The 23,376-nt window shown below is 68.7% G+C and carries 21 protein-coding genes and 1 pseudogene; 12 read left to right on the forward strand and 10 right to left on the reverse strand.

Features of this window, described 5'->3' with window-relative positions; genetic code table 11:
- Positions 1-113: 113 nt before the first annotated feature.
- On the forward strand, positions 114-533 hold the full coding sequence (gene mog / locus ULB03_RS22385; RefSeq protein ID WP_416211178.1) for a molybdopterin adenylyltransferase: 420 nt from the start codon (positions 114-116) through the stop codon (positions 531-533).
- A 14-nt stretch (positions 534-547) separates the two neighbouring features.
- Here the strand turns inward: mog and ULB03_RS22390 are convergent, their stop codons facing one another.
- From ULB03_RS22390 to ULB03_RS22405, 4 genes are read right to left on the reverse strand one after another with little or no spacing between them, the layout of a single operon-like run.
- Positions 548-3,841 carry an efflux RND transporter permease subunit gene (locus tag ULB03_RS22390; protein ID WP_322485319.1) on the reverse strand — a complete coding sequence of 1,098 codons (3,294 nt, stop codon included), beginning with the start codon at positions 3,839-3,841 and terminating at the stop codon, positions 548-550.
- Complete coding sequence (locus tag ULB03_RS22395) at positions 3,838-4,896, reverse strand: efflux RND transporter periplasmic adaptor subunit (RefSeq protein ID WP_322485320.1); 1,059 nt, start codon at positions 4,894-4,896, stop codon at positions 3,838-3,840. The genes ULB03_RS22390 and ULB03_RS22395 overlap by 4 nt, the downstream gene beginning before the upstream one ends.
- Positions 4,897-4,930: 34 nt before the next feature.
- Complete coding sequence (locus tag ULB03_RS22400; protein ID WP_322485321.1) at positions 4,931-5,254, reverse strand: rhodanese-like domain-containing protein; 324 nt, start codon at positions 5,252-5,254, stop codon at positions 4,931-4,933.
- A gap of 36 nt (positions 5,255-5,290) precedes the next feature.
- Positions 5,291-5,623 carry an ArsR/SmtB family transcription factor gene (locus tag ULB03_RS22405; protein WP_145734506.1) on the reverse strand — a complete coding sequence of 111 codons (333 nt, stop codon included), beginning with the start codon at positions 5,621-5,623 and terminating at the stop codon, positions 5,291-5,293.
- Between the two features lie 316 nt (positions 5,624-5,939).
- Here ULB03_RS22405 and ULB03_RS22410 point away from each other — a divergent pair, with 316 nt between their 5' ends.
- The 9 genes and pseudogenes from ULB03_RS22410 to ULB03_RS22450 all read left to right on the forward strand — a co-directional run bounded on the left by ULB03_RS22410 (position 5,940) and on the right by ULB03_RS22450 (position 12,957).
- Entirely contained in the window at positions 5,940-7,217 is a 1,278-nt protein-coding gene (locus tag ULB03_RS22410; protein ID WP_322485322.1) for an NAD(P)/FAD-dependent oxidoreductase, read from the forward strand.
- A 23-nt stretch (positions 7,218-7,240) separates the two neighbouring features.
- The gene (locus tag ULB03_RS22415; protein ID WP_322485323.1) at positions 7,241-7,444 is read left to right on the forward strand and encodes a YgaP family membrane protein; all 204 of its coding nucleotides are present in this window, start codon (positions 7,241-7,243) and stop codon (positions 7,442-7,444) included.
- A gap of 195 nt (positions 7,445-7,639) precedes the next feature.
- Positions 7,640-8,926: pseudogene (locus ULB03_RS22420) on the forward strand (efflux transporter outer membrane subunit); the annotation flags it as partial.
- 23 nt (positions 8,927-8,949) lie between these two features.
- The gene (locus ULB03_RS22425; RefSeq protein ID WP_322485324.1) at positions 8,950-9,318 is read left to right on the forward strand and encodes a carboxymuconolactone decarboxylase family protein; all 369 of its coding nucleotides are present in this window, start codon (positions 8,950-8,952) and stop codon (positions 9,316-9,318) included.
- Between the two features lie 15 nt (positions 9,319-9,333).
- Positions 9,334-9,540: a cytochrome oxidase putative small subunit CydP gene (gene cydP / locus ULB03_RS22430; protein ID WP_145734511.1), complete on the forward strand. Its 207-nt coding sequence runs from the start codon at positions 9,334-9,336 to the stop codon at positions 9,538-9,540.
- Positions 9,540-11,105, forward strand: coding sequence for a cytochrome ubiquinol oxidase subunit I (locus tag ULB03_RS22435; RefSeq protein ID WP_322486224.1), 1,566 nt, complete (start codon positions 9,540-9,542; stop codon positions 11,103-11,105). The genes cydP and ULB03_RS22435 overlap by 1 nt, the downstream gene beginning before the upstream one ends.
- Before the next feature lie 11 nt (positions 11,106-11,116).
- Positions 11,117-12,256 carry a cytochrome d ubiquinol oxidase subunit II gene (cydB, locus tag ULB03_RS22440; RefSeq protein ID WP_322485325.1) on the forward strand — a complete coding sequence of 380 codons (1,140 nt, stop codon included), beginning with the start codon at positions 11,117-11,119 and terminating at the stop codon, positions 12,254-12,256.
- 22 nt (positions 12,257-12,278) lie between these two features.
- Positions 12,279-12,398 carry a cytochrome bd-I oxidase subunit CydX gene (gene cydX / locus ULB03_RS22445; protein WP_322485326.1) on the forward strand — a complete coding sequence of 40 codons (120 nt, stop codon included), beginning with the start codon at positions 12,279-12,281 and terminating at the stop codon, positions 12,396-12,398.
- 70 nt (positions 12,399-12,468) lie between these two features.
- Positions 12,469-12,957, forward strand: coding sequence for a DsrE family protein (locus ULB03_RS22450; protein WP_322485327.1), 489 nt, complete (start codon positions 12,469-12,471; stop codon positions 12,955-12,957).
- Positions 12,958-12,960: 3 nt separating this feature from the next.
- On the opposite strand, the gene ULB03_RS22455 is transcribed toward ULB03_RS22450, so the two are convergent.
- The gene (locus ULB03_RS22455) at positions 12,961-15,276 is read right to left on the reverse strand and encodes a penicillin acylase family protein (RefSeq protein ID WP_322485328.1); all 2,316 of its coding nucleotides are present in this window, start codon (positions 15,274-15,276) and stop codon (positions 12,961-12,963) included.
- Positions 15,277-15,278: 2 nt separating this feature from the next.
- Positions 15,279-16,208, reverse strand: a complete 930-nt coding sequence (locus tag ULB03_RS22460; RefSeq protein ID WP_322485329.1) for a LysR substrate-binding domain-containing protein — start codon at positions 16,206-16,208, stop codon at positions 15,279-15,281.
- Between the two features lie 359 nt (positions 16,209-16,567).
- Here ULB03_RS22460 and ULB03_RS22465 point away from each other — a divergent pair, with 359 nt between their 5' ends.
- Positions 16,568-17,053 (forward strand): acetyl-CoA carboxylase biotin carboxyl carrier protein, encoded by a 486-nt coding sequence (locus ULB03_RS22465; protein ID WP_322485330.1) that lies wholly within the window; start codon positions 16,568-16,570, stop codon positions 17,051-17,053.
- A gap of 81 nt (positions 17,054-17,134) precedes the next feature.
- Positions 17,135-17,368, forward strand: a complete 234-nt coding sequence (acpP, locus tag ULB03_RS22470) for an acyl carrier protein (RefSeq protein ID WP_322485331.1) — start codon at positions 17,135-17,137, stop codon at positions 17,366-17,368.
- 71 nt (positions 17,369-17,439) lie between these two features.
- Here acpP and ULB03_RS22475 read toward each other — a convergent pair whose 3' ends face one another.
- Genes ULB03_RS22475 through ULB03_RS22490 form a run of 4 tightly spaced genes read right to left on the reverse strand, consistent with a single transcriptional unit; the run spans position 17,440 to position 23,373 of the window.
- The gene (locus ULB03_RS22475; protein WP_322485332.1) at positions 17,440-17,637 is read right to left on the reverse strand and encodes an MbtH family NRPS accessory protein; all 198 of its coding nucleotides are present in this window, start codon (positions 17,635-17,637) and stop codon (positions 17,440-17,442) included.
- Between the two features lie 3 nt (positions 17,638-17,640).
- A complete protein-coding gene (locus ULB03_RS22480; RefSeq protein WP_322485333.1) occupies positions 17,641-18,945 on the reverse strand; it encodes an MFS transporter in 1,305 nt (434 codons plus the stop codon).
- A 10-nt stretch (positions 18,946-18,955) separates the two neighbouring features.
- On the reverse strand, positions 18,956-20,278 hold the full coding sequence (locus tag ULB03_RS22485; RefSeq protein ID WP_322485334.1) for a glycosyltransferase: 1,323 nt from the start codon (positions 20,276-20,278) through the stop codon (positions 18,956-18,958).
- Positions 20,279-20,292: 14 nt separating this feature from the next.
- Positions 20,293-23,373 (reverse strand): efflux RND transporter permease subunit, encoded by a 3,081-nt coding sequence (locus ULB03_RS22490; protein ID WP_322485335.1) that lies wholly within the window; start codon positions 23,371-23,373, stop codon positions 20,293-20,295.
- Positions 23,374-23,376: the final 3 nt, after the last annotated feature.

Consider the following 23,376-nt stretch of genomic DNA (forward strand, 5'->3'; position numbering starts at 1 on the left):
AGTATGGAGGATGAGTTGGTTCACATCGGCATCCTGACGATATCGGATCGCGCCAGCCGGGGGACTATGTCGACCGGGGCGGGCCCGCCGTCGAGGATTGGCTGCGCCGCGCCGTGACCACGCCGTGGACGCCCGTGCGCCGCGTCATTCCCGATGGGCAGGACAGCGTGCGGGACACGCTGATCGACCTGTGCGACCGGGGGACGGACCTGGTGCTGACCACCGGCGGAACCGGCCCGTCCCCCCGCGACCTGACGCCCGAGGCCATGCGCCAGGTGATGGACAAGGAACTGCCCGGCTTTGGCGAAGCCATGCGCCTGGCCAGCCTGCGCGACGTGCCCACCGCCATCCTGTCACGCCAGACGGCCGGCACCCGCAGGCGCACCCTGATCATCAACCTTCCCGGCAAGCCGGCGGCCATCGATGTCTGCCTGATGGCCGTCTTCGCCGCCGTGCCCTACTGCCTGGATTTGATCGGCGCCGGCCGCATCGATACCGACCCCGCCATCATCCAGGCTTTCCGTCCACGATAGTGACAGGCCCCCGCTTATGCGGTCGGCTTCGGGACGGGCGCCTTGTCCGCGTCGCGCAGGACCACGTAAATGGCGGGGATGACCAACACCGTCAGCAGGGTGGAGGAGGCGAGGCCGAACAGCAGGGATATCGCCAGCCCTTGGAAGATGGGGTCCAGCAGGATGGTCAGGGCGCCGATCATGGCGGACAGCGCCGTCAGCAGGATGGGCTTGAACCGTACCGCCCCCGCCTGCAGCAGGATAGCCCGCAGAGGCCGGCCCGTCTCCGCCGCCTGCGCCGATCCGTGGCGGATGAAATCCACCAGCAGGATGGAATTGCGCACGATGATGCCGGCCAGCGCGATGAAGCCGATCATCGAGGTGGCGGTAAAGGGCGCGCCGAACAGCCAATGCCCCAGCACGATGCCGATCAGGGTCAGGGGGATGGGCGTCAGGATGACCAAGGGGAGGCGGAAGCTGCCGAACTGCGCCACCACCAGGATGTAGATGCCCAGGATGGCCACGCCGAAGGCGGCCCCCATGTCACGGAAGGTGACGTAGGTGATCTCCCACTCCCCATCCCACAGCAGGGTGGGCTTGGACTCGTCGGTCGGCTGGCCGTGGAAGGCGATGGTGGGCGGGGGCAGGGCGCCCCAGTCGGCGGCGCGGATGGCGTCGTCCACGGCGAAGATGCCGTAGATGGGCGCCTCGAACGCCCCGGCCAGTTCCGCCGTGACCATGTCCGCGTAATGGCCATCGCGGCGGTACAGGGCGGGCGACCCCGCCTCGCTTTCCACATGGATCACCTGGTCCAGCGCCACCACGCCCGCCGCACCCGCATGCCGGGTGGCCGCGACCGGCGTGGCCAGCAGCCGGGCCGTCCAGGCCCGGTCGGCCTTGGGCAGGGCGACCACCAGTTCCTGGGGCCGCCGTTCATCCCCCCGGCGGACATAGCCCATGGGCATGCCGCCCAGCAGGTGGCGCAGGCTGTCGCGCACGCCCGCCTCATCGACACCGTAATAGTCCAGCCTGTCGCGGTCGATGACGACGTGCAGGCGCGGCTGGGGCTTGCCATAGGAATTGTCGATGTCGACGATGTAGGGCACCTGGGCGAACAGGCCCTTCACCTTTTCCGCCACCGCCCGCCGGGTGGCGGCATCGGGGCCATAGATTTCCGCCAGCAGCGTGGCCATGACCGGCGGCCCGGGCGGCACCTCCACCACCTTGGCGACGGCGCCGGCCGGCAGGGCCACGCCCGCCAGCCGCCGCCGCAGGTCCAGGGCGATGGCGTGGCTGCTGCGCGACCGGTCGCCCTTGGGCGCCAGGTTCACCTGCAGCTCGCCCAGCTCGGGCGCCTGGCGCAGGTAATAGTGGCGCACCAGGCCGTTGAAGTTGAACGGCGCCGCCGTGCCGGCGTAGATCTGCTGCGACCGCACCTCCGGCAGGCCGCCCGCCACGGCGGCGATGGCCTGCAGACTGCGCTCCGTATCCTCCAGCGTGGCGCCCCGGGGCAGGTCCAGCACCACGTCCAGCTCCGACTTGTTGTCGAAGGGCAGCAGCTTGACGGTCACGCCCTTGGTGGCGAACAGGCCACACGCCAGCACGGTGGCCACGCCCACGGCGGCCAGGAAGAAGCCGGCCCGCCGCCGGTTGGCGACCACGGGGGCAGCCAGGCGCAGATACATCCGGCCTAGTTTCCCGCCATCGGCGTGATCGCCATGGGCAAGGTTGTCGTCCCCCTTGCCCCGGCGCCAGCGCGCCAGGCGCAGCATCAGCCAGGGGGCGATGACCATGGCGACGAAGAAGGAAAACACCATGGCGGCGGAGGCGTTGGCCGGAATGGGCGCCATATAGGGGCCCATGAGACCGGACACGAACAGCATGGGCAACAGGGCCGTCACCACGGTCAGGGTGGCGACGATGGTGGGGTTGCCCACCTCCGCCACCGCGTCGATGGTGGCCCGCACCCGGTCGCGGCCGTCGCCCATGGCCCAGTGGCGGGCGATGTTCTCCACCACTACGATGGCGTCGTCCACCAGGATGCCGATGGCGAAGATCAGGGCGAACAGGCTGACGCGGTTGATGGTGTAGCCCATCAATTCCGCCGCGAAGAGGGTCAGCAGGATGGTCACGGGAATGACGACCAGCGTCACCACCGCCTCGCGCCAGCCGATGGCCAGGCGGATCAGCACGACGATGGACACGGTGGCGATGCCCAGGTGCAGCAGCAGCTCGTTGGCCTTTTCGTTGGCCGTCTCGCCATAGTCGCGGGTGACGCGGACGGTCACGCCCTCGGGGATCAGGCTGCCCTTGAGCTGTTCCACCCGCTGCAGGATGGCCTGGGACACCACCACGGCGTTGGCGCCGGCGCGCTTGGCCAGGGCTACGGTGACGGCCGGGGTCCGCTGCCAGGCGCCATCTGGGGCGCCATCCGGGGCACCATTGGGGCCAGCCGCCCGCGACAGGTCCCAGACGCGATGCTCCGCATCCGCTGGGCCCACCACCACGCGGGCGACGTCGCGGACATAGACGGGATGGCCGTCGCGGGTGGTCAGCAGCAGTTGGCCGATGTCGGGGATGCCCACCAGGCTGCGCCCCGCCACGACGTCGCGCTGCACGCCCGCGTCGCGCACGGCCCCCGCCAGGCCGCTGCCGTTGGCGGCGCGCAGGCGGGCCGCCAGCTCCTCCAGGGTGACATGGTTCTGCGCCAGCCGGTCCAGGTCCGGCTCCACCCGGACTTGTCCCGGCGCGCCGCCGGCCAGATAGGTCAGGCCGATGTCATCCACCTTCACCAGTTCCAGGCGCACCTTCTCCGCCAGGTCATACAGCGCCGCGTCGTTCCAGCGGCTGGCCTGATCCGGCTTGGGCGTCAGGGTCAGGGTGACGATGGCCACGTCGTTGATGCCGTGCTTCACGATCAGCGGCTCGGGCGTGCCCATCGGCAGGCGGTCATAGTTGCCGCGGATGCGCTCATGCACCCGCAGCACGGCGTCGTCCTCGCTGGTGCCGACCTTGAAGCGGGCGGTGACCATGACCTGGTCGTCGCGCGTCTGGCTGTAGACGTGCTCAACGCCGTTGATGCCCTTGACGATGGCTTCCAGCGGCAGGGTCAGATGTTCCGCCGCGTCCTGGGCGCGCAGGCCATCGGCGTCCACGATGACGTCCACCATGGGCACGCTAATTTGCGGCTCCTCCTCCCGGGGGATGGTCAGCAGCGCCAGCAGGCCGACCGCCAGCGCCGCCAGAAGGAACAGGGGTGTCAGCGGCGAATGCAGGGTCGCCCGGGTCAGGCGCCCGGAAAGGCCCAGTGGAATGGCGTCCCCCGTCATGGCTTCACCACCACGTCGCCGGCATGCAGGCCGGACAGCACCTCGACCAGCGCGGGCTGGCCCGCCGCTCCGGGATGGGGCGTGCCGCGCTGCACCGGCACGTCGCTGACATGGCCGCCGGCGTCGCGCAGGCGGGCGTAATCCACGCCGAAGCGGGTGATGAGATAGTCGGTGGGAAGCAGGATGCCTTGGCGGTGTCCGTCCGGCACCCAGGCCCGCACCCGCCCGCCGATGAGGGCGTTCGCCAGGCCGGGGGCGGCGGCGTCGATCACCACGGCCCCGTCCTCGACCCGGGGATAGACCAGGCTGACGGTCGCGGTGAGCGGGCCGGTGGTGGCGATATCGTCCACGCGAACCACGTCCCCGGCCTTCAGGGGTATGCCGGCGCTTTGGGGTAGGCGCAGGCGGATGACCGCCGGCTCGGTGGCGACCTGGGCCAGCGCCTCCCCGGCCATCATCTCCGTCCCCGTGGCGACCGTGACCTGGACGATGCGGCCTGCCGTGGGGGCCAGCACTTGGGTTTCGGTCACACGCTGGGTCAGCACCCCCCGTTCGGCCTCCGCCGCGCGCAGGGCCTCGGCCGCGGCGGAGGCCGCCGTCTGCAGGGCTTCGAGCTGGGCTTGGCTGGTGACCCCTTGGCCGACCAGCGGCTGGTTGCGCGCGACATCCTGGCGGGCCTGCGCCAGCCGGGCCTTGGCCTCCTCCACCCGCGCGTCGGCGCCGGTCTTCTGTGCCAGCAGCTTGGCGTCCTTCAGGACGGCCAGCACCTGGCCCGCGGTGACCGTGTCCCCTTCCCGGACCGGAAGGCTTGTCACCGTGCCGCCGCTCCGAACCCGGGCCGGGACGGTTTTCGTGCCTTCGATGGTGGCGGCGATCGGCCGCTGGTCCACGATGGTGGTCAGCGCCACGGTCAGGGGGGCATCGCCGTGGACGGCGGTCTCCGCGGCCATGGCCGGGGCGGATACCGCCGCGCAGGCCAGGGTGATGGCCAGGGGGGTGATGGCCAGGGGGGCGATGACCAGGGGGGCGATGGCCAGGGTGAAGGGCGCGCGCATGGGGCCGTCCTTTTAAGGATGGGGGTGGGAACGGTCAGCGCGTGGTGGGCAGGCCGGCGGCCTTCCAGGCCATGATGCCGCCCTCGACATGGCCGCAGCACGGCACGCCAGCGGCGCGGCACTTGGCCATGGCGGTGGCGGACCGCTTGCCGGAGCCGCAGTGCAGGATGACGGCGGGCCCGTTCTGGGGCAGGGCGCCGGGGGTGAAGCTGGACAGCGGATGCAATGCCGCACCCGGAATGCGCTCAAGCGCGTGTTCCCCCGCCTCCCGGACATCGATCAGGATGGCGTGGCCATCCCGGACCAGGCCGTGGGTGGTGACGGGGTCGAGGTCAAGGTAGGCGTCGCGGGCGATCATGACGGGGTTTCCTGAAGAAGCGCGCCCGCCCAGGAATCAATCAGGCCGGGGCGGCTCACACGCGGGGTTGGGGGGACAGTAGTGGCGGTACAGCACCTCCAGCACCTGGCGCGCAGGTTCGCTGGTGATGGAATACCAAATGGTCTGTCCGTCGCGGCGGGCGCCCACCAGCCCCTCGCGCCGCAAAAGCGCCAGGTGCTGGGACACCGTGGAATCCCGGATGCCGAGAAAGTCCGCCAACTCACCCACCGACCGCTCCCCGCCCACCAACTGGCAGACGATGAGCAGGCGCGTGCGATGGGCCAGCGACTTCAGCAACTCGGCGGCCTGTTCCGCCGCTTCAGACATCAACTGGGCGTCTAAGGTCATCGGGTGTTCCTGGTGACGAAGGGGCCTGGGGCCTTCTGCTTGCCAGAGGGCGGCCCCCCGAGGCAATGACCGGACGCCTGAACCTATAAATCTTCGTAGTTGCGTATATTCGATAATGCGAATATAACCACCCCATCAACGTTCGGCAAGGGCCTTTGAACGCCGCCGTCGATCCAGCTTGCGTCAGGTCATTGCCCGGAAACGGGCGGCGGTGTTGGCTAGGTGGTGTCTCGACGGTGCCAGCATGAACGACATCAGGCCGTCCCCCATTGACCCAGCGCAGGCGTCGCCATGGGGGGTATCGGGAGGAAGATGCATGGCGAACATCGTGATCATGGGCGCGGGCCTCAGCGGGACGCTGATGGCCTATGAGGTGGCCCAGGAACTGCGTGCGGAGGACAGGGTGACCCTGGTGGGCCAGGGGCAGCATTATCACTTCGTGCCATCGAACCCCTGGGTGGCCGTGGGCTGGCGTGACCGCGCCGATATTGAGGTCGATCTGCAGCCGGTGATGGCGCAGAAGAAAATCGGGTTCGAGACGGCGGGTGTCCGCCGCGTCCATCCCGCCGAGAACCGGGTTGAGCTGGAGGATGGCCGGTCGTTGCCCTACGACTATCTGGTCGTCGCCACCGGTCCCGAACTGGCCTTCGATGAAATCCCCGGCTTTGGTCCCGACCATCACACACAGTCCATCTGCCAGGTCGGCCATGCCGAGCAGGCCTATGCCGCCTTCAACCGTTTCTGTGAAAAGCCGGGCCCCATCGTCGTCGGCGCGGCGCAGGGCGCCTCCTGCTTCGGCCCGGCCTATGAATTCGCCATGCTGCTGGATACCGAGCTGCGCCGCCGGGGCTTGCGCGACCGCGTGCCCATGACCTTCGTGACGTCGGAGCCCTATATCGGCCATCTGGGCCTGGACGGGGTGGGCGACACCAAGAGCACGCTGGAGCATGAGCTGCGCCAGCGGCACATCAAGTGGATCACCAGCGCCCGGGTGACCGGGGTCGGCCCCGACATCCTGACGGTGGAAGAGGTGGGGCCGGGCGGCGCGGTCGTCGCCACCCATACCCTGCCCCATGCCTATTCCATGCTGCTGCCCGCCTTTCGCGGCGTGGGGGCGCTTCGCGGGCTGGAGGGCCTGGTCAATCCGCGCGGCTTCGTCCTGACGGACGCGTTCCAGCGCAACCCCGCGTTTCCCAACGTCTTCGCCGTCGGCGTCTGCGTCGCCATCCCACCCATCGGGCCGACGCCCGTGCCGGTGGGCGTGCCCAAGACCGGCTTCATGATCGAATCCATGGTGACGGCGACGGCGCACAACATCGGCGCCCTGTTGCGGGGCGAGGCGGTGCGGTGGAAACCGACGCTGCATGCCATCTGCCTGGCCGATTTCGGCGATGGCGGCGTCGCCTTCGTGGCCCAGCCGCAGATCCCCCCGCGCAACGTCAACTGGTCCTCCGAAGGAAAATGGGTGCACGTCGCCAAGGTCGCCTTCGAGAAATACTTCATCGGTAAGGTCCGCCGGGGCACCAGTGAGCCTTTCTTCGAACGCTTCGTTTTGAACCGGCTGAACATCCACAAGATGAAACCGGCCGAGTGATCCCTTTCAAGGAGTATCCCCCCATGAACATTGATCGCGCCATCCTCTCTTTCGCCGGCTTCATGGTGCTGCTCAGCCTCCTGCTGGGATGGCTGGTCAGCCCGTACTGGCTGCTGCTGACCGCCTTTGTCGGCGCCAACCTGTTGCAGGCGGCTTTCACGGGTTTCTGTCCCGCCGCCGTTATCTTGAAGCGCCTGGGGGTCAAGCCCGGCTGCGCCTTCCACTGAGCCGTCGAGAGGGACCCCCCATGCGCCCCGCCGCCCGCCGATCCCTTCTGATCCCCGGCCTTTGCCTGGTCCTGGCGGGCTGCACGGTCGGGCCTGATTTCCGCCAGCCGGACGCGCCCACCACCACCGCCTACACCCCATCGTCCGCGCCGGCCGCCGTGAAGCCCGGCGCGGCGGTGGGGGGCGTGGTGGCGCGGGTTCAGCGCGCCCGCCCTGGATGCCGTCGTCGACAAGGCGGTTGCCGGCAACCTGACGCTGGTGGCGGCGAAGGCCCGGCTGCGGGGGATGCAGGAGATGGCGACCGCATCGGCCGGGCGTTTCTGGCCCCAGGTCGACCTGGAGGGCGGCGTCGCCCGCAAGCGGGTCAATCTGGTCACCTTTGGCATGCAGGGACACTCCCCCGTCTTCTACCTCTATTCGGTGGGGGCGACCATCAGCTACAGCCTGGATCTGTTCGGCGGCGACCGCCGGCAGGTGGAGGCGGACGACGCCAAGGCCGAGGCGGCGGCGTACCGCACCGCCGCCGCCTATGTCATGGTGACGGGCAATACGGCGGTGCAGGCCGTCACCCTTGCCGCCGCGTCCGACGCCGCGCAGGCGACGGCCGCCGCGATTGACGCGGACCGTGAGGCGCTGGCGGCGGCGCGTGCCGGGGTCGCGGCCGGCGCCCTGCCCAGGACGGCAGCGACCGCCGCCGAGGCGCGCCTGGCGCAGGATGAGGCGCTGCTGCCCGATTTGCGGCAACGTGCCGCCGCCGCTCAGAACGCCTTGGCGGTGCTGGCCGGTGTGGCGCCGGCCGACTGGCGGTTCCCGCCGCTCAGCCTGGCGGACTTGGCTCTACCGGCGGACCTGCCGCTCAGCCTGCCGTCCCAACTGGTGCGGCAGCGCCCCGACATCATGGCGGCGGAGGCGGATCTGCACGCCGCCAGCGCCGCCGTGGGCGTGGCCACCGCCAACATGTTCCCCCGCCTGCAACTGACCGCCGGCCTGGAACAGGCGGCCGCCAGCACGGCCCTGTTCTGGAGCAGCGATTCCACCCAGGGCGGGGTGGCGGCGGGCGTGGTCGCCCCCCTTTTCCACGGCGGTGCCCTGAACGCCGCCCGCCATGCCGCCCAGGCCGAGTATGAGGCCAGCGCCGCCGACTATCGCCAGACGGTGCTGACCGCGTTCCAGCAGGTGGGCGATATCCTCATGGCGCTCAGCCATGACGGCGACGCCCTGGCCAGTGCCGACCACGCCCTGGCGGCGGCGGCGGAACAGCGCGCCATGATGCGGGCCGCCTTCGACCGGGGCGCCGTCAACCGCTTGGCGCTGCTGGCGGCGGACCGGGACTGGAACCTGGCCCGCGCCCAGCGCGCCGCCGTCCTGGGCCGCCGGTGGGCCGACGTGATCGGACTGTACGTGGCCATGGGCGGCGATTGGCGGCAGTGGGCCGACCAGGCCGACGCCGCCACCGCGACGCCGCGCACCTCTTTGAATTGATGGGACTTTAGGAGTGATAGACCATGTATCATGACTGGCCCGACCTGACGGCCACCCTGACCGGCGCCATCCGCGAATTGCGGGGCGGGTCGCCCGAGGTGATGAAATCCTTCTCCGCCATGGCGCGATCGGCGTTGGAAGCCCGTGCGCTGGACACCAAGACCAAGGAACTGATCGCGCTGGCCATCGCCGTCGCCACGCGGTGTGACGGCTGTGTCGGCTTTCATGCCGAAGCGGCCCATCGCCAGGGCGCCAGCCGGGACGAGGTGCTGGAGACCATGGGCATGGCGATCTACATGGGCGCCGGCCCCTCGGTCATGTACGCGGCCCAGGCGCTGGAGGCGTTCGACCAGTTCGCCGGCCGGGCCGCGGCCAGCGAACCCGCCGCCTGACGGGCGCGGGGACCCATGGCCCGGCAAACGGCACCGGCCCCGCTGACGGGGCGGATATTGCTGAAGCGGGTGCTGATGTTCACAGCGCTCAAGCTGGCCTTGATGGTCGCGCTGTTCTTCCTGTTCTTTTCACCGCCGCATAGGCCGACGGTCACACCCAGCGCGGTGGGATCGGCATTGTTCGATCCCCCGCCGGCCACGCGCAAGGACGAGGGGCCATGATGCCCGATATCGATGTCGTCTCGCTGTCACGCCTGCAGTTCGGGCTGACGGCCATGTACCATTTCCTGTTCGTGCCGCTGACCCTGGGCCTGTCCCTTCTGCTGGCCATCATGGAAAGCGTCTATGTCATGACGGGCCGGACCATCTGGCGCGACATGACCAAGTTCTGGGGCCTGCTGTTCGGTATCAACTTCGCCATGGGGGTTGCCACGGGCATCACCATGGAATTCCAGTTCGGCACCAACTGGGCCTACTACTCCCATTACGTGGGGGACATCTTCGGCGCCCCGCTGGCCATCGAAGGCCTGATGGCCTTCTTCCTGGAGGCCACCTTCATCGGCCTGTTCTTCTTCGGCTGGAACAGGCTGTCCGCCGTGGGTCACCTGGTCGTCACCTGGCTGGTGGCCTTGGGCAGCAACTTCAGCGCGCTCTGGATCCTGATCGCCAACGGCTGGATGCAGCACCCGGTGGGGGCGACCTTCAACACCGACACCATGCGGATGGAGGTGGCGAACTTCGCCGATGTCATCTTCAATCCCGTCGCCCAGGACAAGTTCGTGCACACGGTCAGCGCCGGCTATGTCACCGGCGCCGTGTTCGTGCTGGCGGTTAGCGCGCTCTACCTCTTGCAGGGGCGGCACAAGGCTTTGGCCCGCCGCTCCATGACCGTCGCCGCCAGCTTCGGCCTGGCCGCGTCGCTGTCCGTGGTCGTGCTGGGGGACGAAAGCGGCTACACCGCCGGGCAGAACCAGCGCATGAAGCTGGCCGCCATCGAAGCCATGTGGGAGACGGAGCCGGCGCCGGCCTCCTTCACCGTCATCGGCTTCCCTGACCAGGAAGGGCGCCGCACCAACTATGCCGTCCGCATCCCCTACGTCATGGGCCTGATCGCCACCCGGTCGATCAACCAGCCGGTCATGGGCATCAACCAGTTGATCGAGGTGGCGCAGGACCGCATCCGCAGCGGCATGGTGGCCTATCAGGCGCTGCAGCGCCTGCGCCAGGATCGCGCCGACACCGGCGCCCGCGCGACCTTCGACGCCCATGTGCAGGACCTGGGATACGCCCTGCTGCTGAAGCGCTACACACCCCTGGTGACCGATGCCACGGACGCCCAGGTGGCGGCGGCGGCCCGTGACACCGTTCCGAGGGTGGCGCCGCTGTTCTGGTCCTTCCGCGTCATGGTGGGGCTGGGCTTCTTTTTCATCGCCCTGTTCGCCACCGCCTTTGTATTGTCGGCCCGCCGGCGGCTGGAGCATCCCCTGTTCCTCAAGGTCGCCGCCGCCGCCTTGCCGTTGCCGTGGGCGGCGGCGGAACTGGGTTGGTACGTGGCGGAAGGCGGACGCCAGCCGTGGACCATCGACGGCATCCTGCCGACCTTCCTGTCGGCGTCCAACGTGCCGGCATCCAACGTCTGGTTCAGCCTGGCCGGCTTCATCCTGTTCTACAGCGCGCTGGCGGTCGTCGAACTCTACCTGATGGTCAAGGTCATCCGTCACGGGCCGCTGGACCCCAAGCCGGTTCCGCCGGCACCCCTTCATGCCGTCATCGCGGCTGGTGAATAAGGAAGCATGCCATGTTGGACTATGAAACCTTGCGCCTGCTGTGGTGGGCCCTGCTGGGCGTCCTCCTGATCGGCTTCGCCATCATGGACGGCTTCGATCTGGGGGTGGCGGCCCTGCTGCCCATCGTCGGCCGGAGCGACCTTGATCGCCGCGTCATGATCAACACCGTGGGCCCGGTGTGGGAAGGCAACCAGGTGTGGCTGATCCTGGGCGGTGGCGCCGTGTTCGCCGCCTGGCCGGCGCTCTACGCCACGGCCTTTTCCGGCTTCTACATCGCCATGTTCCTGGTGCTGTGCGCCCTGATCCTTCGGCCGGTGGGCTTCAAGTTCCGCTCCAAGCTGGAGGGAACCCTGTGGCGCCATGCCTGGGACACCGCGCTGGTGGTGGGCGGGGTGGTGCCGGCCGTGGTGTTCGGTGTCGCCTTCGGCAATGTGCTGCAGGGCGTGCCCTTCCACTTCGACGCCGATCTGCGTGTCACCTACACGGGTGGCTTCTTCGGCCTGCTCAATCCCTTCGCCCTGCTGTGCGGCCTGGTCAGCTTGGCCATGGTGGTGATGCACGGCGCCGTCTATCTGGCGGTGAAGACGGAAGGGCAGGTCGCGGCGCGGGCGCGGGGCGTCGTGCCCTGGGCGGTCATCCTGCTGCTGGCGTTGTTCAGCCTGGCGGGGGCCTGGATCGCGGCGGGCATCGACGGCTACGCCATCACCAGCGCCCTGGCGCCCGATGGGCCGTCCAACCCGCTCATGAAGGCGGTGGCGCGCGCGCCCGGCGCCTGGCTGGAAAACTATCATCGCTTCCCGGTCAGCATCGCCGTGCCGGCCCTGGGCTATGCCGGGGCCCTGGCCACTTGGGGTCTCATCCGTGCCGGCCGTGCGGGCCTGGCCTTCATAACCTCGTCCCTGGCGGTGGCCGGGGTGGTGGGCACCGTGGGCGTCAGCGTCTTTCCCTTCCTGTTGCCGTCGGCCAGCGATCCCGCGTCCAGCCTGACGGTGTGGGACGCCTCATCGTCGCCCGCGACGTTGCGGATCATGCTGGTGGCCACGGTGGTCTTCATGCCGCTGATCCTGGCCTATACCGCCTGGGTTTTCCGCGTGCTGCGCGGGCCCGTCCGGGCCCAGGACATCACCACCGACGGCGGCGCGTTCTACTGATTGCCCAAGAAGGAGCGAAGCGATGTGGTACTTTAGCTGGATTTTGGGGCTGGGCTTGGCGTGCGCCTTTTCCGTCCTGAACGCCATGTGGCTGGAATTGTCGGAGGCTGATGGCGCGGCGGCCCGCCGGCGGGCCGAGTAGGTTCGTGATGTGCTGCGGGGTGGCGCCGAACACCCCGTGGCAGGAAAGCGTGTCAGGAAAGGAAGAAGCCTTGCGGAAATTTCTGAGTTCGGCGGCCCGGCTCGGCTTCATCCTGCTCTCGGTCGGGCTGCCGGTGATCACGACGGGCTGTATGCAGGGGCAGGATAGGGCTGACGCCGCCGGCCCCTATTACACCTTCCAAAAGGTCGTCTATCAGAACGATGGCGGTTGGCCGGACAACAAGGCCTATTTCCAGCGTCTGCTTCATCATATCGGCAATCACATCGCCGCCACCGATGGCAAGGTCGAGATCCGTGTGGTCAACTTCGCCGCCGGCGTGCAATTGTTCGTCATGGCCCGGCAGGACCCGGACTTGGCCGGGCAACTCGACCTGCTGCGCGGGAAGGGTGTCCGCTTCCTCATCTGCCGCAATACGCTGGAGGGGATGAAGCTGGCTCCCTCCGACCTGTACGGTGTGAAGGAGGGGGACGTCGTGCCCAGCGGCGTGGCCGAGATCGCCCGCCTTCAGGGACTGGGCTTCGTTTACCTGCATCCCTGAAAGTCAATTTAGGCGCCGTGCCGGCGTGGGGGGCGCTTCGCCCGGCGACAGGGGCCACAAATACATCTTGTGCGGGAAGGCTGCGCGCGCCGTTTCCGGGCGCAGGGGCAGGGTCATGTAGGCGCCCTGCCGCCAAAGGTCGATCTGGTCGGCGTAGTTGGCGCTGCCCAGCCAGCCGTCCTGCCCGCCCAGCAGGACGAAGCGGTTGGCGTCCGGGTCCTTGAGTTCGGATATGTGCCGGGCGCAGGAGCCGAAACTGACGCCATGGGGCTTGTCGGTGATCGCGTGCCCCGCCTTGTAGACGGAATTGTTGCCCCCGTCCGCCGGGAAGGGCGGAACGCGGAAGCGCCGGCCCACAAGGGGCAGGCGCCCAAAGGGATGGTTCAGCCGGAATTGATGGAAGCGTCCCCACGTCTCCAGCCGGGCCAGGGTGCGCGCCGCCCGTGTGAGGGAACGGTCCACCCCGCGCCGCAGCGCCGCCGGGTCCGCCCGCTGGAAATCCTCCAGCAACAGGGACTGGGCGTGCCAGATGATCTGGTAAGGCTTCACCAGCCGCGCCCGGCCCAATTCCCTGGCCACACCCGCCAGCACCAGCTCGAAGGCCAAGGCCCCCGGTTGCCGATGGTCATAGCTGCCGTCCCATTGCCTCAGCGTCTCCATAAGCGCGTGCACCGCCTGGCGCGCAGGGGCCTGGGGGGCATGCGCCAGCAACAGGTCGCGGAGGGGGAGGGCGCCGGGCACCACCACGTCGCCTTGGATGCGCAACAGGTCCTGGGATGACAGCAGCGGGCGCCTGCTCAGCAAGTGGTGGATGCGGGTGACGCGGTCCGGGGGGGCGAAAAAGAAGCCGATGGGAAACGCGCCCGCATCCGGGGCGGCACCGTGCGCGGTGTCGGGCGCGTCGTTCGCGGAAACGATCACGCCGTCGGCGGGATCGACCCGTATCGGCAGCCGCCGGCCATCGACGACGTCCTGCCAATGGTCGGTCGCGTCCGGCGGGATGATCAGGTCCGTCGGCCGCTCAGTCTGACGGCGGGGCAGGTGGGCGGCCAGGAAGTGCCCCACCCGGCCGTCGCCCCCGGCATACACCATGTTCAGCCCCGACACGGCGAAACCGGACAGCGCCGCGCAGAATCCGTCCCAGTCCCGGGCGCGGGCCACGGCCATCATGGCGCCGATCTCGTCGCTGGGCCGGTGCCCCACCCACCGCAAGGCCGTGGGCCGGGAATTGGCCATCAGCGGGCCATCCGACACCACCGGACCCAGCGGGCTTTCCCTGAGGCGCAACTGCCGCGGCCGGCCGCCCCGCACGCGCACCGTCGCTGGACGGTCGCGGAATTCGGTGGCGGGCAGGCCGCTAACATCCACCAGATCGCTTCCCTGCGCGTGCAGGCTGGTTCCGCCCCAGGCCATCCAGGGGTTACGGCCCAGCGCCACGAAGGGCAGGCCCGGCATCATCAGGCCCACGGCGTTAAAGGATGGGGACTTGAACCCCGCCGCCAGCCAGGGGTTGGGCATGCCCAGGGGCAGATGCGGGTCGCTGGCGATCATGGCCCCGCCGTTGCTGCTGCGGCCGGCGGCGACGGCCAGGGAATTGCTGCCGCTCCGGGTGGCGGCCGCCAGGGCCGTCTCCGCCATGGCGCGTTCCATCTGGCCGCTGGTGGCCGCCGCCAGCGCCGGCGGGGCGCCGCCCGCCAACAGGCGCTGCCACAGTTGGCGCCAATCCCCTTGCGGCATCCGTGCCCGCACGGGCAGCAGGCGCACCCAGATCAGCCAACTGATGTCGGCCGAGTTGAAGCGCATCAGCGTCAGCAGGTCTTCCAGTGTCCACGGCTCGGGCTTCAGGCCCAGTACGGCGAATTCCGGGGGCAGACCGGGGGCGTGAGAGAGGTAATGGTTCAGCCCCGCCACGAAACCCTGGATCCAGCGCCGGTTGTCGGGGGCCAGGGCGGCGGCGATCTCGGGCACGGCGCGGCCGACGTCCAGCAGCCGCAGGGACCGGTCGATTTCAACGCCCAGCGGGCCGATCATTTCCGCCACGCGCCCGAACGCGGCACGGCGCATGACCTCGATCTGTCCCAGGCGCAGGTGGGCATGGACCAGGCCCAGCGCCACCGCCAAATCCTCGTCCGTCTCCGCCTCGATGAAGGGAACCTGGTATTGATTCCAATGGATGGTGACCGGGTGTGAGATCGGCAAGCCGCGGGTGGGCAGGCTTGCCAAGCGTTCCTCCGTCGACACGGCGGGCAGCCGCTGGAACAGCCCTTTGGCCAGCAGGGCGGCGGCGACCCCGCCGCCCCACAGCAGGTCGGCCACCATTTTCAGTCTTCCGGGTTGCATGTCGCGTCCATGAAAACGGGGAGGGGGGCGGCGCGGTGCCGGGGTTCGGGCCACCACACCGGGGGCTCTATGTTGCCGGTGATGCACTCGGCCAGCGCGTCGGCCGGCTTGCCCCGGTTTTGCGCGCGCAACAGGCCGATCTCTATGTTCGGCAGCCGGGGGAAGCCGTGCCGCTCCTCCAGGACGCGCAGGTCCTGCGGGGCACTGAATTGCGCGATGACCGTCACCGCCAGGCCCGCCCGCACCGGCGTCAGCACGCCGGAAAAGTTTGGGCTGCTGTAGGCCACGCGATGGGCCAGCCCACTGCGCGCCAGCGCTTTCAGGGCATGGTCCCGGGTGGGGCAGCCGGGTTCGGGCAAGGCCAGGGGCAGGGGCGACGCCGTATGGTCGAAGGTGGGCGCCGCCACCCACACCAGCGGTTCGTGTCGCAGAGTCTCGACATCCAGCCACGCGGCGCTTTTCTTGGACACCAAGGCCATGTCAAGGTCATTAGACATGATCAGGTCGCGCAAAACGGCGCTGGGCTCACAGCGCAGCATCACCTCCACCCGGGGGTGGTTGCGCGCGAAGTGCGTCAGGATCAGGGGCAGCAAAGGGTCGGCATAGACCTCATCGATGCCCAACCGCGCCGTCCCCGCGATCTCCCCCTCATCCAGCAGCGAGAACGCCTCATCCTGCAAATTCAGGATGCGGCGCGCATAGGCCAGCAGGGTTTCACCGGTTGGTGTCAGGCGTGCCCGACGTCCGTCCCGGTCAAACAGCGGCTTGCCAGCGATCAATTCCAGCCGCCGCATTTGCATGGACACCGCGGACTGGGTCCGATGCACCCGGCCAGCGGCAGCGGCGAAGCTGCCGCTATCCGCGATAGCGACCAGGGTTTGCAACAGATCGAGTTCGAGAGATTGGCGCATAATTAACATATCAACATAGCTTATCTTTCATCTCAACCCTTTTCGCTTGTGCGAAATAGAAAAAAATAAATACTCATAACATGAACCGCAGAAAAATAAAATTTTATGCGATTTCATCGATGGTGTTTCCGGAAATTGACACTCACATTGATTATATATTTCTGTGGAATTTGACCACATATCGCAACGACATCAAAAATTTTACTTATAGGGGAATGCATAGATTTTTATAATTCTATATCCTTTAGTATAGTGACAGCCTTGTCTGAGCGGCATGGGGATGTGCCGAAAGGTCAATTGGCTTTCTTCATCCATGAAATCAGCGATCCCAGAAGGATTAGGCCGGGGAAGGGGGAGATATGGTTGAAAGCTATCGGATTACGGCGTCTCAGGAACTGACCGTCATCTCAACCATGGTGCGTCAAATGGTGGATCTGATGCATCAGACGGAATTGGGGGAGATGGAGTGCAGTTGGCATAATCGCCGGCTGCGGATCAGTCGCGACGGGATAAGAACCGACTTGGGGATCGCCCTTGCCACGCCGGCGTCGCAGGGCGCGCCCGTTGAGCGGGCCGATGCGCCACCCGCTCCCCCAATAACGGTGACCTGCCCCTTTGTCGGGGTGGCGCGACTGGTGGGCGTCGCTGATGCGGCCGGCGGTCACACTCTTCCCGGCGTTCCGCTCATCGGTGCCCAGGTCCGGCGGGGACAGACCGTCATGGCGGTGGAAATGATGACCATCCGGCGCGCCATTCCCGCGCCGCGGGCCGGTCGGGTGACGCAATTCCTGGTGCAGGATGGGCAGCCCGTCGAATTCGACCAGCCGCTTTTCATGATCGAATGAGGTTCAACGCCTCACTTTGACTTTGGCCTTCACTTTGAGCTTGGCCTTCACTTTGACCTTAAATGACGAAAGGGGCTGAAAATGGACGATATTCCTGCGCGGATCAGAAGAATTGTCATGCGCCTACTGGGTGTTCCCGAGGATGCGCTCAACAATGACATGAGTTTCGTGGAGGACTTGGGGGCGGACAGCCTGGACGCCATGGAAATGGTGCTGGCCTTCGAAGGGGAGTTCGGCTGCCCCATCACGGACGAGGCGATCCGGAAAATGATCACCGTCCGTGACGCGGCGTCCTACATCGCGGCCAACCAATGAACAGGGGCCCGCCGCCACGCGCCAGCCTGGCGGCGGGAGGGCCGGTTCGCCTTCCGCGATGACGGTTTCCGTCAGGCGCTGGGGGCTGGCCTGTCCTGGATCAGGATGTTGGTCCAGACTTTGTCCACATAGTCCATGCAATCGGCCTTGGGGCCGGAGAAGCCCACGGCACGCCATCCATCCGGTATCGCGTGGTTCAGGGGCCACAGTGAATATCGCCCGCCCAGGTTGGCCAGGACCTGGCATTGGGCATCGTCTTCAAACGCCATGATCTATCTCCCATTGCTGTTGTGATCGAGGGCGGAGGCCAGCCGGACCTCCATCAGCCCGCTATCGTCGCCCGCCCTGCCGCCGTCTTGCATGACGCCATCTGGGTGCCGCTCACGGGATAGCGCGCGGATTGCGAAGCCAAGGGTCATGAGGGATAGCAGGGCGCTGACCAGGAAGGCGCCGCCCGGCATGGCCATCGGCTTTTCGGGACCCGTCAGGTAGCTGAAGCTGGCGCCGCCCAGAATGGGGCCGGCGATGGCGCCCAGGCTGGTCATGCTGGTCGCCAGGCCTTGCAGTTCGCCTTGCCGGCCGGGGGAGGCCTGGCGCGACAGCACGCCTTGCGCCGTGGGCCCGGTGACGAAGGCCACCGCGGTGCCCGCCATGACGGCGTAAAGCTGCCACCCCTCCTGGACGAAGCCATACAAGGTGTAGGCCACGATGGTCATGGACAGGCCCAGCAGCAGGGCGCGCCCGTCCCCCAGAAACCGTGTGACCAGGGGCGTCAGCCCCAGTTGGGCGAACCCCCAGACCAGGCCCAGCACGGTGAGGGACAAGCCCACCTCCGCCGCACCCCATCCCAGGGTCTGGCGCAGGAACAGGACCCAGGTGGTCTGCAAGGCGGTCTGACCGGCGACATAGAGGAAGATCCCCGCCAAAAGGTCATGGGCCGTGGCGGTCTGTCCCCGGGAGAGGAAGACGGACAAGGGGTTGGCGGCGCTCCAGTCGAGGGCGCGCCGGGCGCCGGGCGGAAGGCTTTCCGGCAGCAGGGCCCAGCCCAGGAAGGCCGTCGCCCCGGTCAGCGCCGCCGCCGTCCAGAAGGGAAGGCGTGGGTCCAGTCCACCCAGCAGCCCGCCCAGCCCCGGCCCCAGGCCCAGTCCCAGGCCGAAGGCCGCCCCCATGCCGCTGAACATCGCCGTGCGCCGGTCCGGCGGCACGATGTCCGCCATGTAGGCATTGGCGGCGGCGGCGTTGGCCCCGCAGAGGCCGCCCAGCAGGCGGGCGGCGAACAGCAGCCACAGGGACGGCGTCAAGGCCGCCGTGACGTAATGCGCCAGCCCGCCCATCAACCCCAGCAGAATGAAGGGCCGGCGGCCGAAGCGGTCCGACAGGCGGCCTTGCAAGGGGGAGAACAGGAACAAGGCCGCCGCATAGGTGGCGTTGAGCAGGCCGATGTCACGTCCGGCCGCCGCCTCGTCCCCCGACAAGCTGAGCACCAGGGTGGGCAGCACGGGCGTGACCACTCCACAGCCCAGGGCGTCCAACAGCAGAACCAGCAGGATAAGGGCTTCGCGGACGTTGCGTGGCATTCCCATCCCCCTACGCGACGTCCAGGGCCAACGGCGCATCGTGCGGCAGGGCATGGTGCGGCGGGGTATCGGGCAGCAGGCCCCAATCGCCCAGCGCCGACACGGCCGCGTCCACGCCCCGTTCCGCCGCGACGCGCATACCCAGCGTCCGCGCCCGATCCCGCATGCCGGAGTCCTCCGTGCATCGAATGGCGGCCGCGAGATCCTCAGCCGTCATGGTCTTGCGCGATAGGGGCGCCGGCGCGACGCCGAGCTGCCGCGCCCGCCAGCCCCAGAAGAACTGGTCCCCCAGGAAGGGAACGATGATGGACGGAATGCCGGCGGTGATGGCGGCGGCGACGGTTCCGGCACCCCCGTGATGCACCGCGGCGCGGACGCGGGGGAACAGCCAGTCGTGCGGCGCGCCGTCGATGACCATCAGCTTGTCTTCCGGTGCGTCGATGCCCGGGGGCAAACCGCCCCACCCCGTCGCCAACACCGCCCGCTGCCCGGTCAGCGCCAGGGCGCGGACCACCAGCTCCGCCCGTGCCGGCGCCTGCTGATCCGCCATGCTGCCAAAGCCGATGTACAGCGGCGGCGGCCCTGCCTCCAGAAACGCCATCAGCCGGGCCGGCGGCGTCCATGCCGCATCCGTTGTCAGGGACCAATGGCCCGTCACGCGGGCCCGCGCCCGCCAGTGCGGTGGGGGCGGGACGATGGTGGGGCTGAAGCCGAACAGGATCGGCCAGGCCGTGCGCATCTGCGCACCTGGTCCCGGCCAAGGGTAAGGCTTCAGCCCCAGCCCCTTCCGCACGACGTCATTCACGGCCGGCCGTTGCGCCTGCCAGGCCAGAAAATCCAACACGCGGTTGACCGACCGGTTGACCGGGGACGGCAGGGTGCGCGCCGGTACGGGCAGCCGCAACGACGGCAGATGGCCGAACAGCACGTTGGGCTGAAGATAGACCTGGACGAAGGGGCGGCCCAGCGCCTCCGCCAGGGACGCTCCCAGGGGAACGGCGCCGCCGCCGGCCATCACCAGGTCGGCGTCCTGGCAGGCGGCCAGCCCTTCGGCCACCCAGGGGGCGACCATGGCGCGCATGACCCGCTGGGCGGTGCGCAGCATGGTGGCGATGCCCTGGCCGCGCTCGAAGGCCGCCTGGTGCTGGGCGGCCGTGGCCTTCAGGTCGCCCGACAGCAGGCCGAACCCCAGCCCCGCCCCGTGGACCAGTGATCTGAATTCATCGACGGTGACGATGCGCACTGCATGCCCCTGACCGGCCAGGCCCCGCCCCAACGCCACCAGGGGGCGCACGTCCCCTTGCGTGCCCGGGATCACGATGGCGATGCGCATGGCTTCCCCCCTCCTCATGCCGCCGGTTGCAGGATGGGCAGCGCCGCCCTGCGGCCCCGCAGGCGGGTCACGGCCAGATAGACGACGGGGGTGGTGTACAAGGTCACCACCTGGGACAGCAGCAGGCCCCCCACCACCGCGATCCCCAGGGGCTGGCGTAGTTCCGCGCCGGTGCCCAGGCCCAAGGCCAGGGGCAGGGCACCCAGCGCCGCTGTCAGGGTGGTCATCACGATGGGCCGGAAGCGCAGGGTGGCCGCGCGGACGATGGCGGCGCGCGGCGCCAGGCCCAGGACCCGTTCCGCGGTCAGCGCCGCATCCACCATCATGATGGCGTTTTTCATGACGATGCCGATCAGCAGGATCAGGCCGATCATGGCGATCACCGACACCTCCGTCCGGGTGATCCACAGGGCCAGCAAGGCGCCCAGTCCGGCGGACGGCAGGGTGGACAGGATGGTCAGGGGATGGGCGATGCTCTCATACAGGATGCCCAGGACCAGATAGACCGCGACGACGGCGCCCAGCAGCAGCCATCCCTGGTTGGCGTTGGAGCGGTTGGCGGCCTTGGCCGTTCCCGCGTACCCCGCTGTGACCCCGGGGGGCAGGTGCAAGGATCGCACGGCGTCGTCAATGGCGGCGATCGCCGGACCGATGGCGACGCCATCGCGGGTGTTGAAGCCCAGGGTGATGGCCGGCAGCTGCCCCTCATGGTTCAACAGCAGGGGTGCGTACCCACTGTCCAGCCGCGTCACCGCCGACAGCGGCACCTGCGGGCCGGCGCTGGACGGCACGTACAGCTGCATCAGGGACTGGCGGTCCTTCTGATAGGTGGGGTCCGCCTCCAGCACCACCTTGAACTGGTCGAATTCGGTGAACAGGGTCGCGACCTGCCGCTGGCCGAAGGCGTCGTACAGCGTCTGGTCGATGGCCTGGGTGGAAACGCCCAGGCGGGCGGCGCTGGTCCGGTCGATGGCCAGATTGGCCTGCAGGCCGTTGGCCTCCTGGTCGGTGGAAACGTCGGTCAACTCCGGCAGGGCGCGCATGCGGTCGCGCACCTGGCTGGCGGCGGCCATCAGCTCATCCAGCCGGGGGCCGCGCAGGGTGTACTGGTATCGCGCCCGACCCATCCGGCCCCCGACGCCGAAGTCATCGACGGCGGACAGGTAGACCGCCAGGTCCGGCACCTGGGCCAGGGCCTGGCGCAGGCGGGCCGCCACCGCGTCGGTGGCGATCTGACGTTCCCCTGGGCGTTTCCCCGGCGGTTTCAGGGTGATGGACAGGGTGCCGGTGTTCAGCGCGTTCCACAGCCCGACGCCGATGGATGAGGTCACGCTCTCCACCGCCGGGTCGGCGCGCACCAGGGCATCGACCGCCCGCTGGCGGTCGCGCATCGCGGTGAAGGAGATGTCGGGCGGCGCCTCGGTAACGCCGCGGATGACGCCGGTGTCCTGGCTGGGCAGCAGGCCCTTGGGCAGCGCGCCAAACAGGGCCAGGGTGGCGGCCACGCTCAACGCCACGCCCAGCAGCATCAGCCAGGGATGGCGCAACGCCCGCTCCAGCCCCGCCCCGTAGCGGCGGCCGGCGGCGTCCGACCACGTTCCCGTGCGACGCCCAGGGGACGGCGTCAGCAGGCGGGCGCACATCGCCGGCGTCAGGCTCAGGGACACGACCGCCGAAACCAGGATGGCGGCGCACAGCGTGATGCCGAATTCCCGGAAGAACAGGCCCAGTTCCCCGTCCATGAACACCACCGGGATCAGGGCGGCCAGCAGCGCTGCCGTGATGGACACCACGGTGAAGGTCATCTGCCGCGTGCCACGGATGGCGGCCGTCAGCGGCGCCACGCCCTGATCCACCAGGCGCGTGACGTTTTCGATGACGACGATGGCGTCATCCACCAGGAAGCCGATGGACACGGTGACGGCCATCAGGGTCAGGTTGTTCAGGCCGCAGCCCGTCGCCGCCATGATCGCGACGGTGCCGGCGACGGAAACGGCGATGGTGGCGCCGGGAATGACCACCGCCCACAGCCGGCGCAGGAACAGCGCGATGACCAGGATGACCAGGGTCATGGTCAGGCCCAGGGTGACGTACAGGTCGCCGATGCCGGCGCGGACCACGCGCGTGCGGTCCCCGGTGACGTGAAGCGCGATGGACGACGGCAGCCAGGCCGCCAGGCGGGGCAGCGCCGCGCGTATCCTGTCCACGGTCGCCACCATGTCCGCCCCGGGCTGCTTGCGCACCTGCACGATGATGGCCGGGCGGCCGTTCCACCAGGACGCGAGCTTGTTGTTCACCGTGCCCGACTGGACGGTCGCGACCTCGCCCAGACGCACCGGGGCGCCGTCGCGGTAGGCGATGGCCTGGTCGCGAAAGTCCGCCGGGTCCAGGACCTGGTCGTCCGCCGCCACCAGAAAGCTTCTGTCGCCCGCGTCCAGGCGGCCCTTGGGCAGGTTGACCGTGGCCTTGGCCAGCGCCTGGCGCACGTCCTCCAACCCCAGGCCACGGCTGGCCAGGGCGCCGGGATTCACTTGGACGCGGATCGCCGTCTTCTCCGCACCGCCGATTTCCACCTGGGCGACGCCGTCGATTTCCATCAACGCCTGGGCCAGCACGGTGCCGGCGTAGTCATAGACCCGGCTGGCCGGCAGGGTGTCGCTGGTCAGCGCCAGGGTCAGGATGGGGAAGGCGCTGGGGTTGGCCTTCACATAGAAAGGGGGCGCCGGCAGGCTGGAAGGCAGAAGGCCCCCGGCGGTGGTGATGGCGGCCTGCACGTCCCGGGCGGCGCTGTCCACGTCGCGCGTCAGGTCGAACTGCGCCACGATGGTGGTGCCACCCACCGTGTTCACCGAGGTCAGTTCGGACAGGCCGGCGATGACCCCGATCTGGCGTTCCAGGGGTGTCGCCACCGTGGCCGCCATCGTCTCCGGGCTGGCCCCCGGCAGGTCAGCGCGGACATACAGGGTGGGCAGGTCGACGCTGGGTACGGAGGCCACCGGCAGGGACCGGTAGGCCACGGCCCCCAGCATCAGCAGGCCGGCGGCCAAAAGGCCGGTGGCCACGGGACGGTGGATGAAGAGGGAGGAGAAGCCCATGCC

Origin of the sequence: Nitrospirillum goiasense (assembly GCF_034427435.1) — a bacterium.
In the GTDB taxonomy this organism is placed as follows: Bacteria; Pseudomonadota; Alphaproteobacteria; order Azospirillales; family Azospirillaceae; genus Nitrospirillum.

Excerpts from the sequence above, each read along its gene's own strand:
- ULB03_RS22390 (WP_322485319.1), bottom strand. The coding sequence starts at position 3,841 with ATGACGGGGGACGCCATTCCACTGGGCCTTTCCGGGCGCCTGACCCGG.
- ULB03_RS22395 (WP_322485320.1), bottom strand. The coding sequence starts at position 4,896 with ATGCGCGCGCCCTTCACCCTGGCCATCGCCCCCCTGGTCATCGCCCCC.
- ULB03_RS22400 (WP_322485321.1), bottom strand. The coding sequence starts at position 5,254 with ATGATCGCCCGCGACGCCTACCTTGACCTCGACCCCGTCACCACCCAC.
- ULB03_RS22405 (WP_145734506.1), bottom strand. The coding sequence starts at position 5,623 with ATGACCTTAGACGCCCAGTTGATGTCTGAAGCGGCGGAACAGGCCGCC.
- ULB03_RS22410 (WP_322485322.1), top strand. The coding sequence starts at position 5,940 with ATGGCGAACATCGTGATCATGGGCGCGGGCCTCAGCGGGACGCTGATG.
- ULB03_RS22415 (WP_322485323.1), top strand. The coding sequence starts at position 7,241 with ATGAACATTGATCGCGCCATCCTCTCTTTCGCCGGCTTCATGGTGCTG.
- ULB03_RS22425 (WP_322485324.1), top strand. The coding sequence starts at position 8,950 with ATGTATCATGACTGGCCCGACCTGACGGCCACCCTGACCGGCGCCATC.
- cydP (WP_145734511.1), top strand. The coding sequence starts at position 9,334 with ATGGCCCGGCAAACGGCACCGGCCCCGCTGACGGGGCGGATATTGCTG.
- ULB03_RS22435 (WP_322486224.1), top strand. The coding sequence starts at position 9,540 with ATGCCCGATATCGATGTCGTCTCGCTGTCACGCCTGCAGTTCGGGCTG.
- cydB (WP_322485325.1), top strand. The coding sequence starts at position 11,117 with ATGTTGGACTATGAAACCTTGCGCCTGCTGTGGTGGGCCCTGCTGGGC.
- cydX (WP_322485326.1), top strand. The coding sequence starts at position 12,279 with ATGTGGTACTTTAGCTGGATTTTGGGGCTGGGCTTGGCGTGCGCCTTT.
- ULB03_RS22455 (WP_322485328.1), bottom strand. The coding sequence starts at position 15,276 with ATGGTGGCCGACCTGCTGTGGGGCGGCGGGGTCGCCGCCGCCCTGCTG.
- ULB03_RS22460 (WP_322485329.1), bottom strand. The coding sequence starts at position 16,208 with ATGCGCCAATCTCTCGAACTCGATCTGTTGCAAACCCTGGTCGCTATC.
- ULB03_RS22465 (WP_322485330.1), top strand. The coding sequence starts at position 16,568 with ATGGTTGAAAGCTATCGGATTACGGCGTCTCAGGAACTGACCGTCATC.
- acpP (WP_322485331.1), top strand. The coding sequence starts at position 17,135 with ATGGACGATATTCCTGCGCGGATCAGAAGAATTGTCATGCGCCTACTG.
- ULB03_RS22475 (WP_322485332.1), bottom strand. The coding sequence starts at position 17,637 with ATGGCGTTTGAAGACGATGCCCAATGCCAGGTCCTGGCCAACCTGGGC.
- ULB03_RS22480 (WP_322485333.1), bottom strand. The coding sequence starts at position 18,945 with ATGCCACGCAACGTCCGCGAAGCCCTTATCCTGCTGGTTCTGCTGTTG.
- ULB03_RS22485 (WP_322485334.1), bottom strand. The coding sequence starts at position 20,278 with ATGCGCATCGCCATCGTGATCCCGGGCACGCAAGGGGACGTGCGCCCC.
- ULB03_RS22490 (WP_322485335.1), bottom strand. The coding sequence starts at position 23,373 with ATGGGCTTCTCCTCCCTCTTCATCCACCGTCCCGTGGCCACCGGCCTT.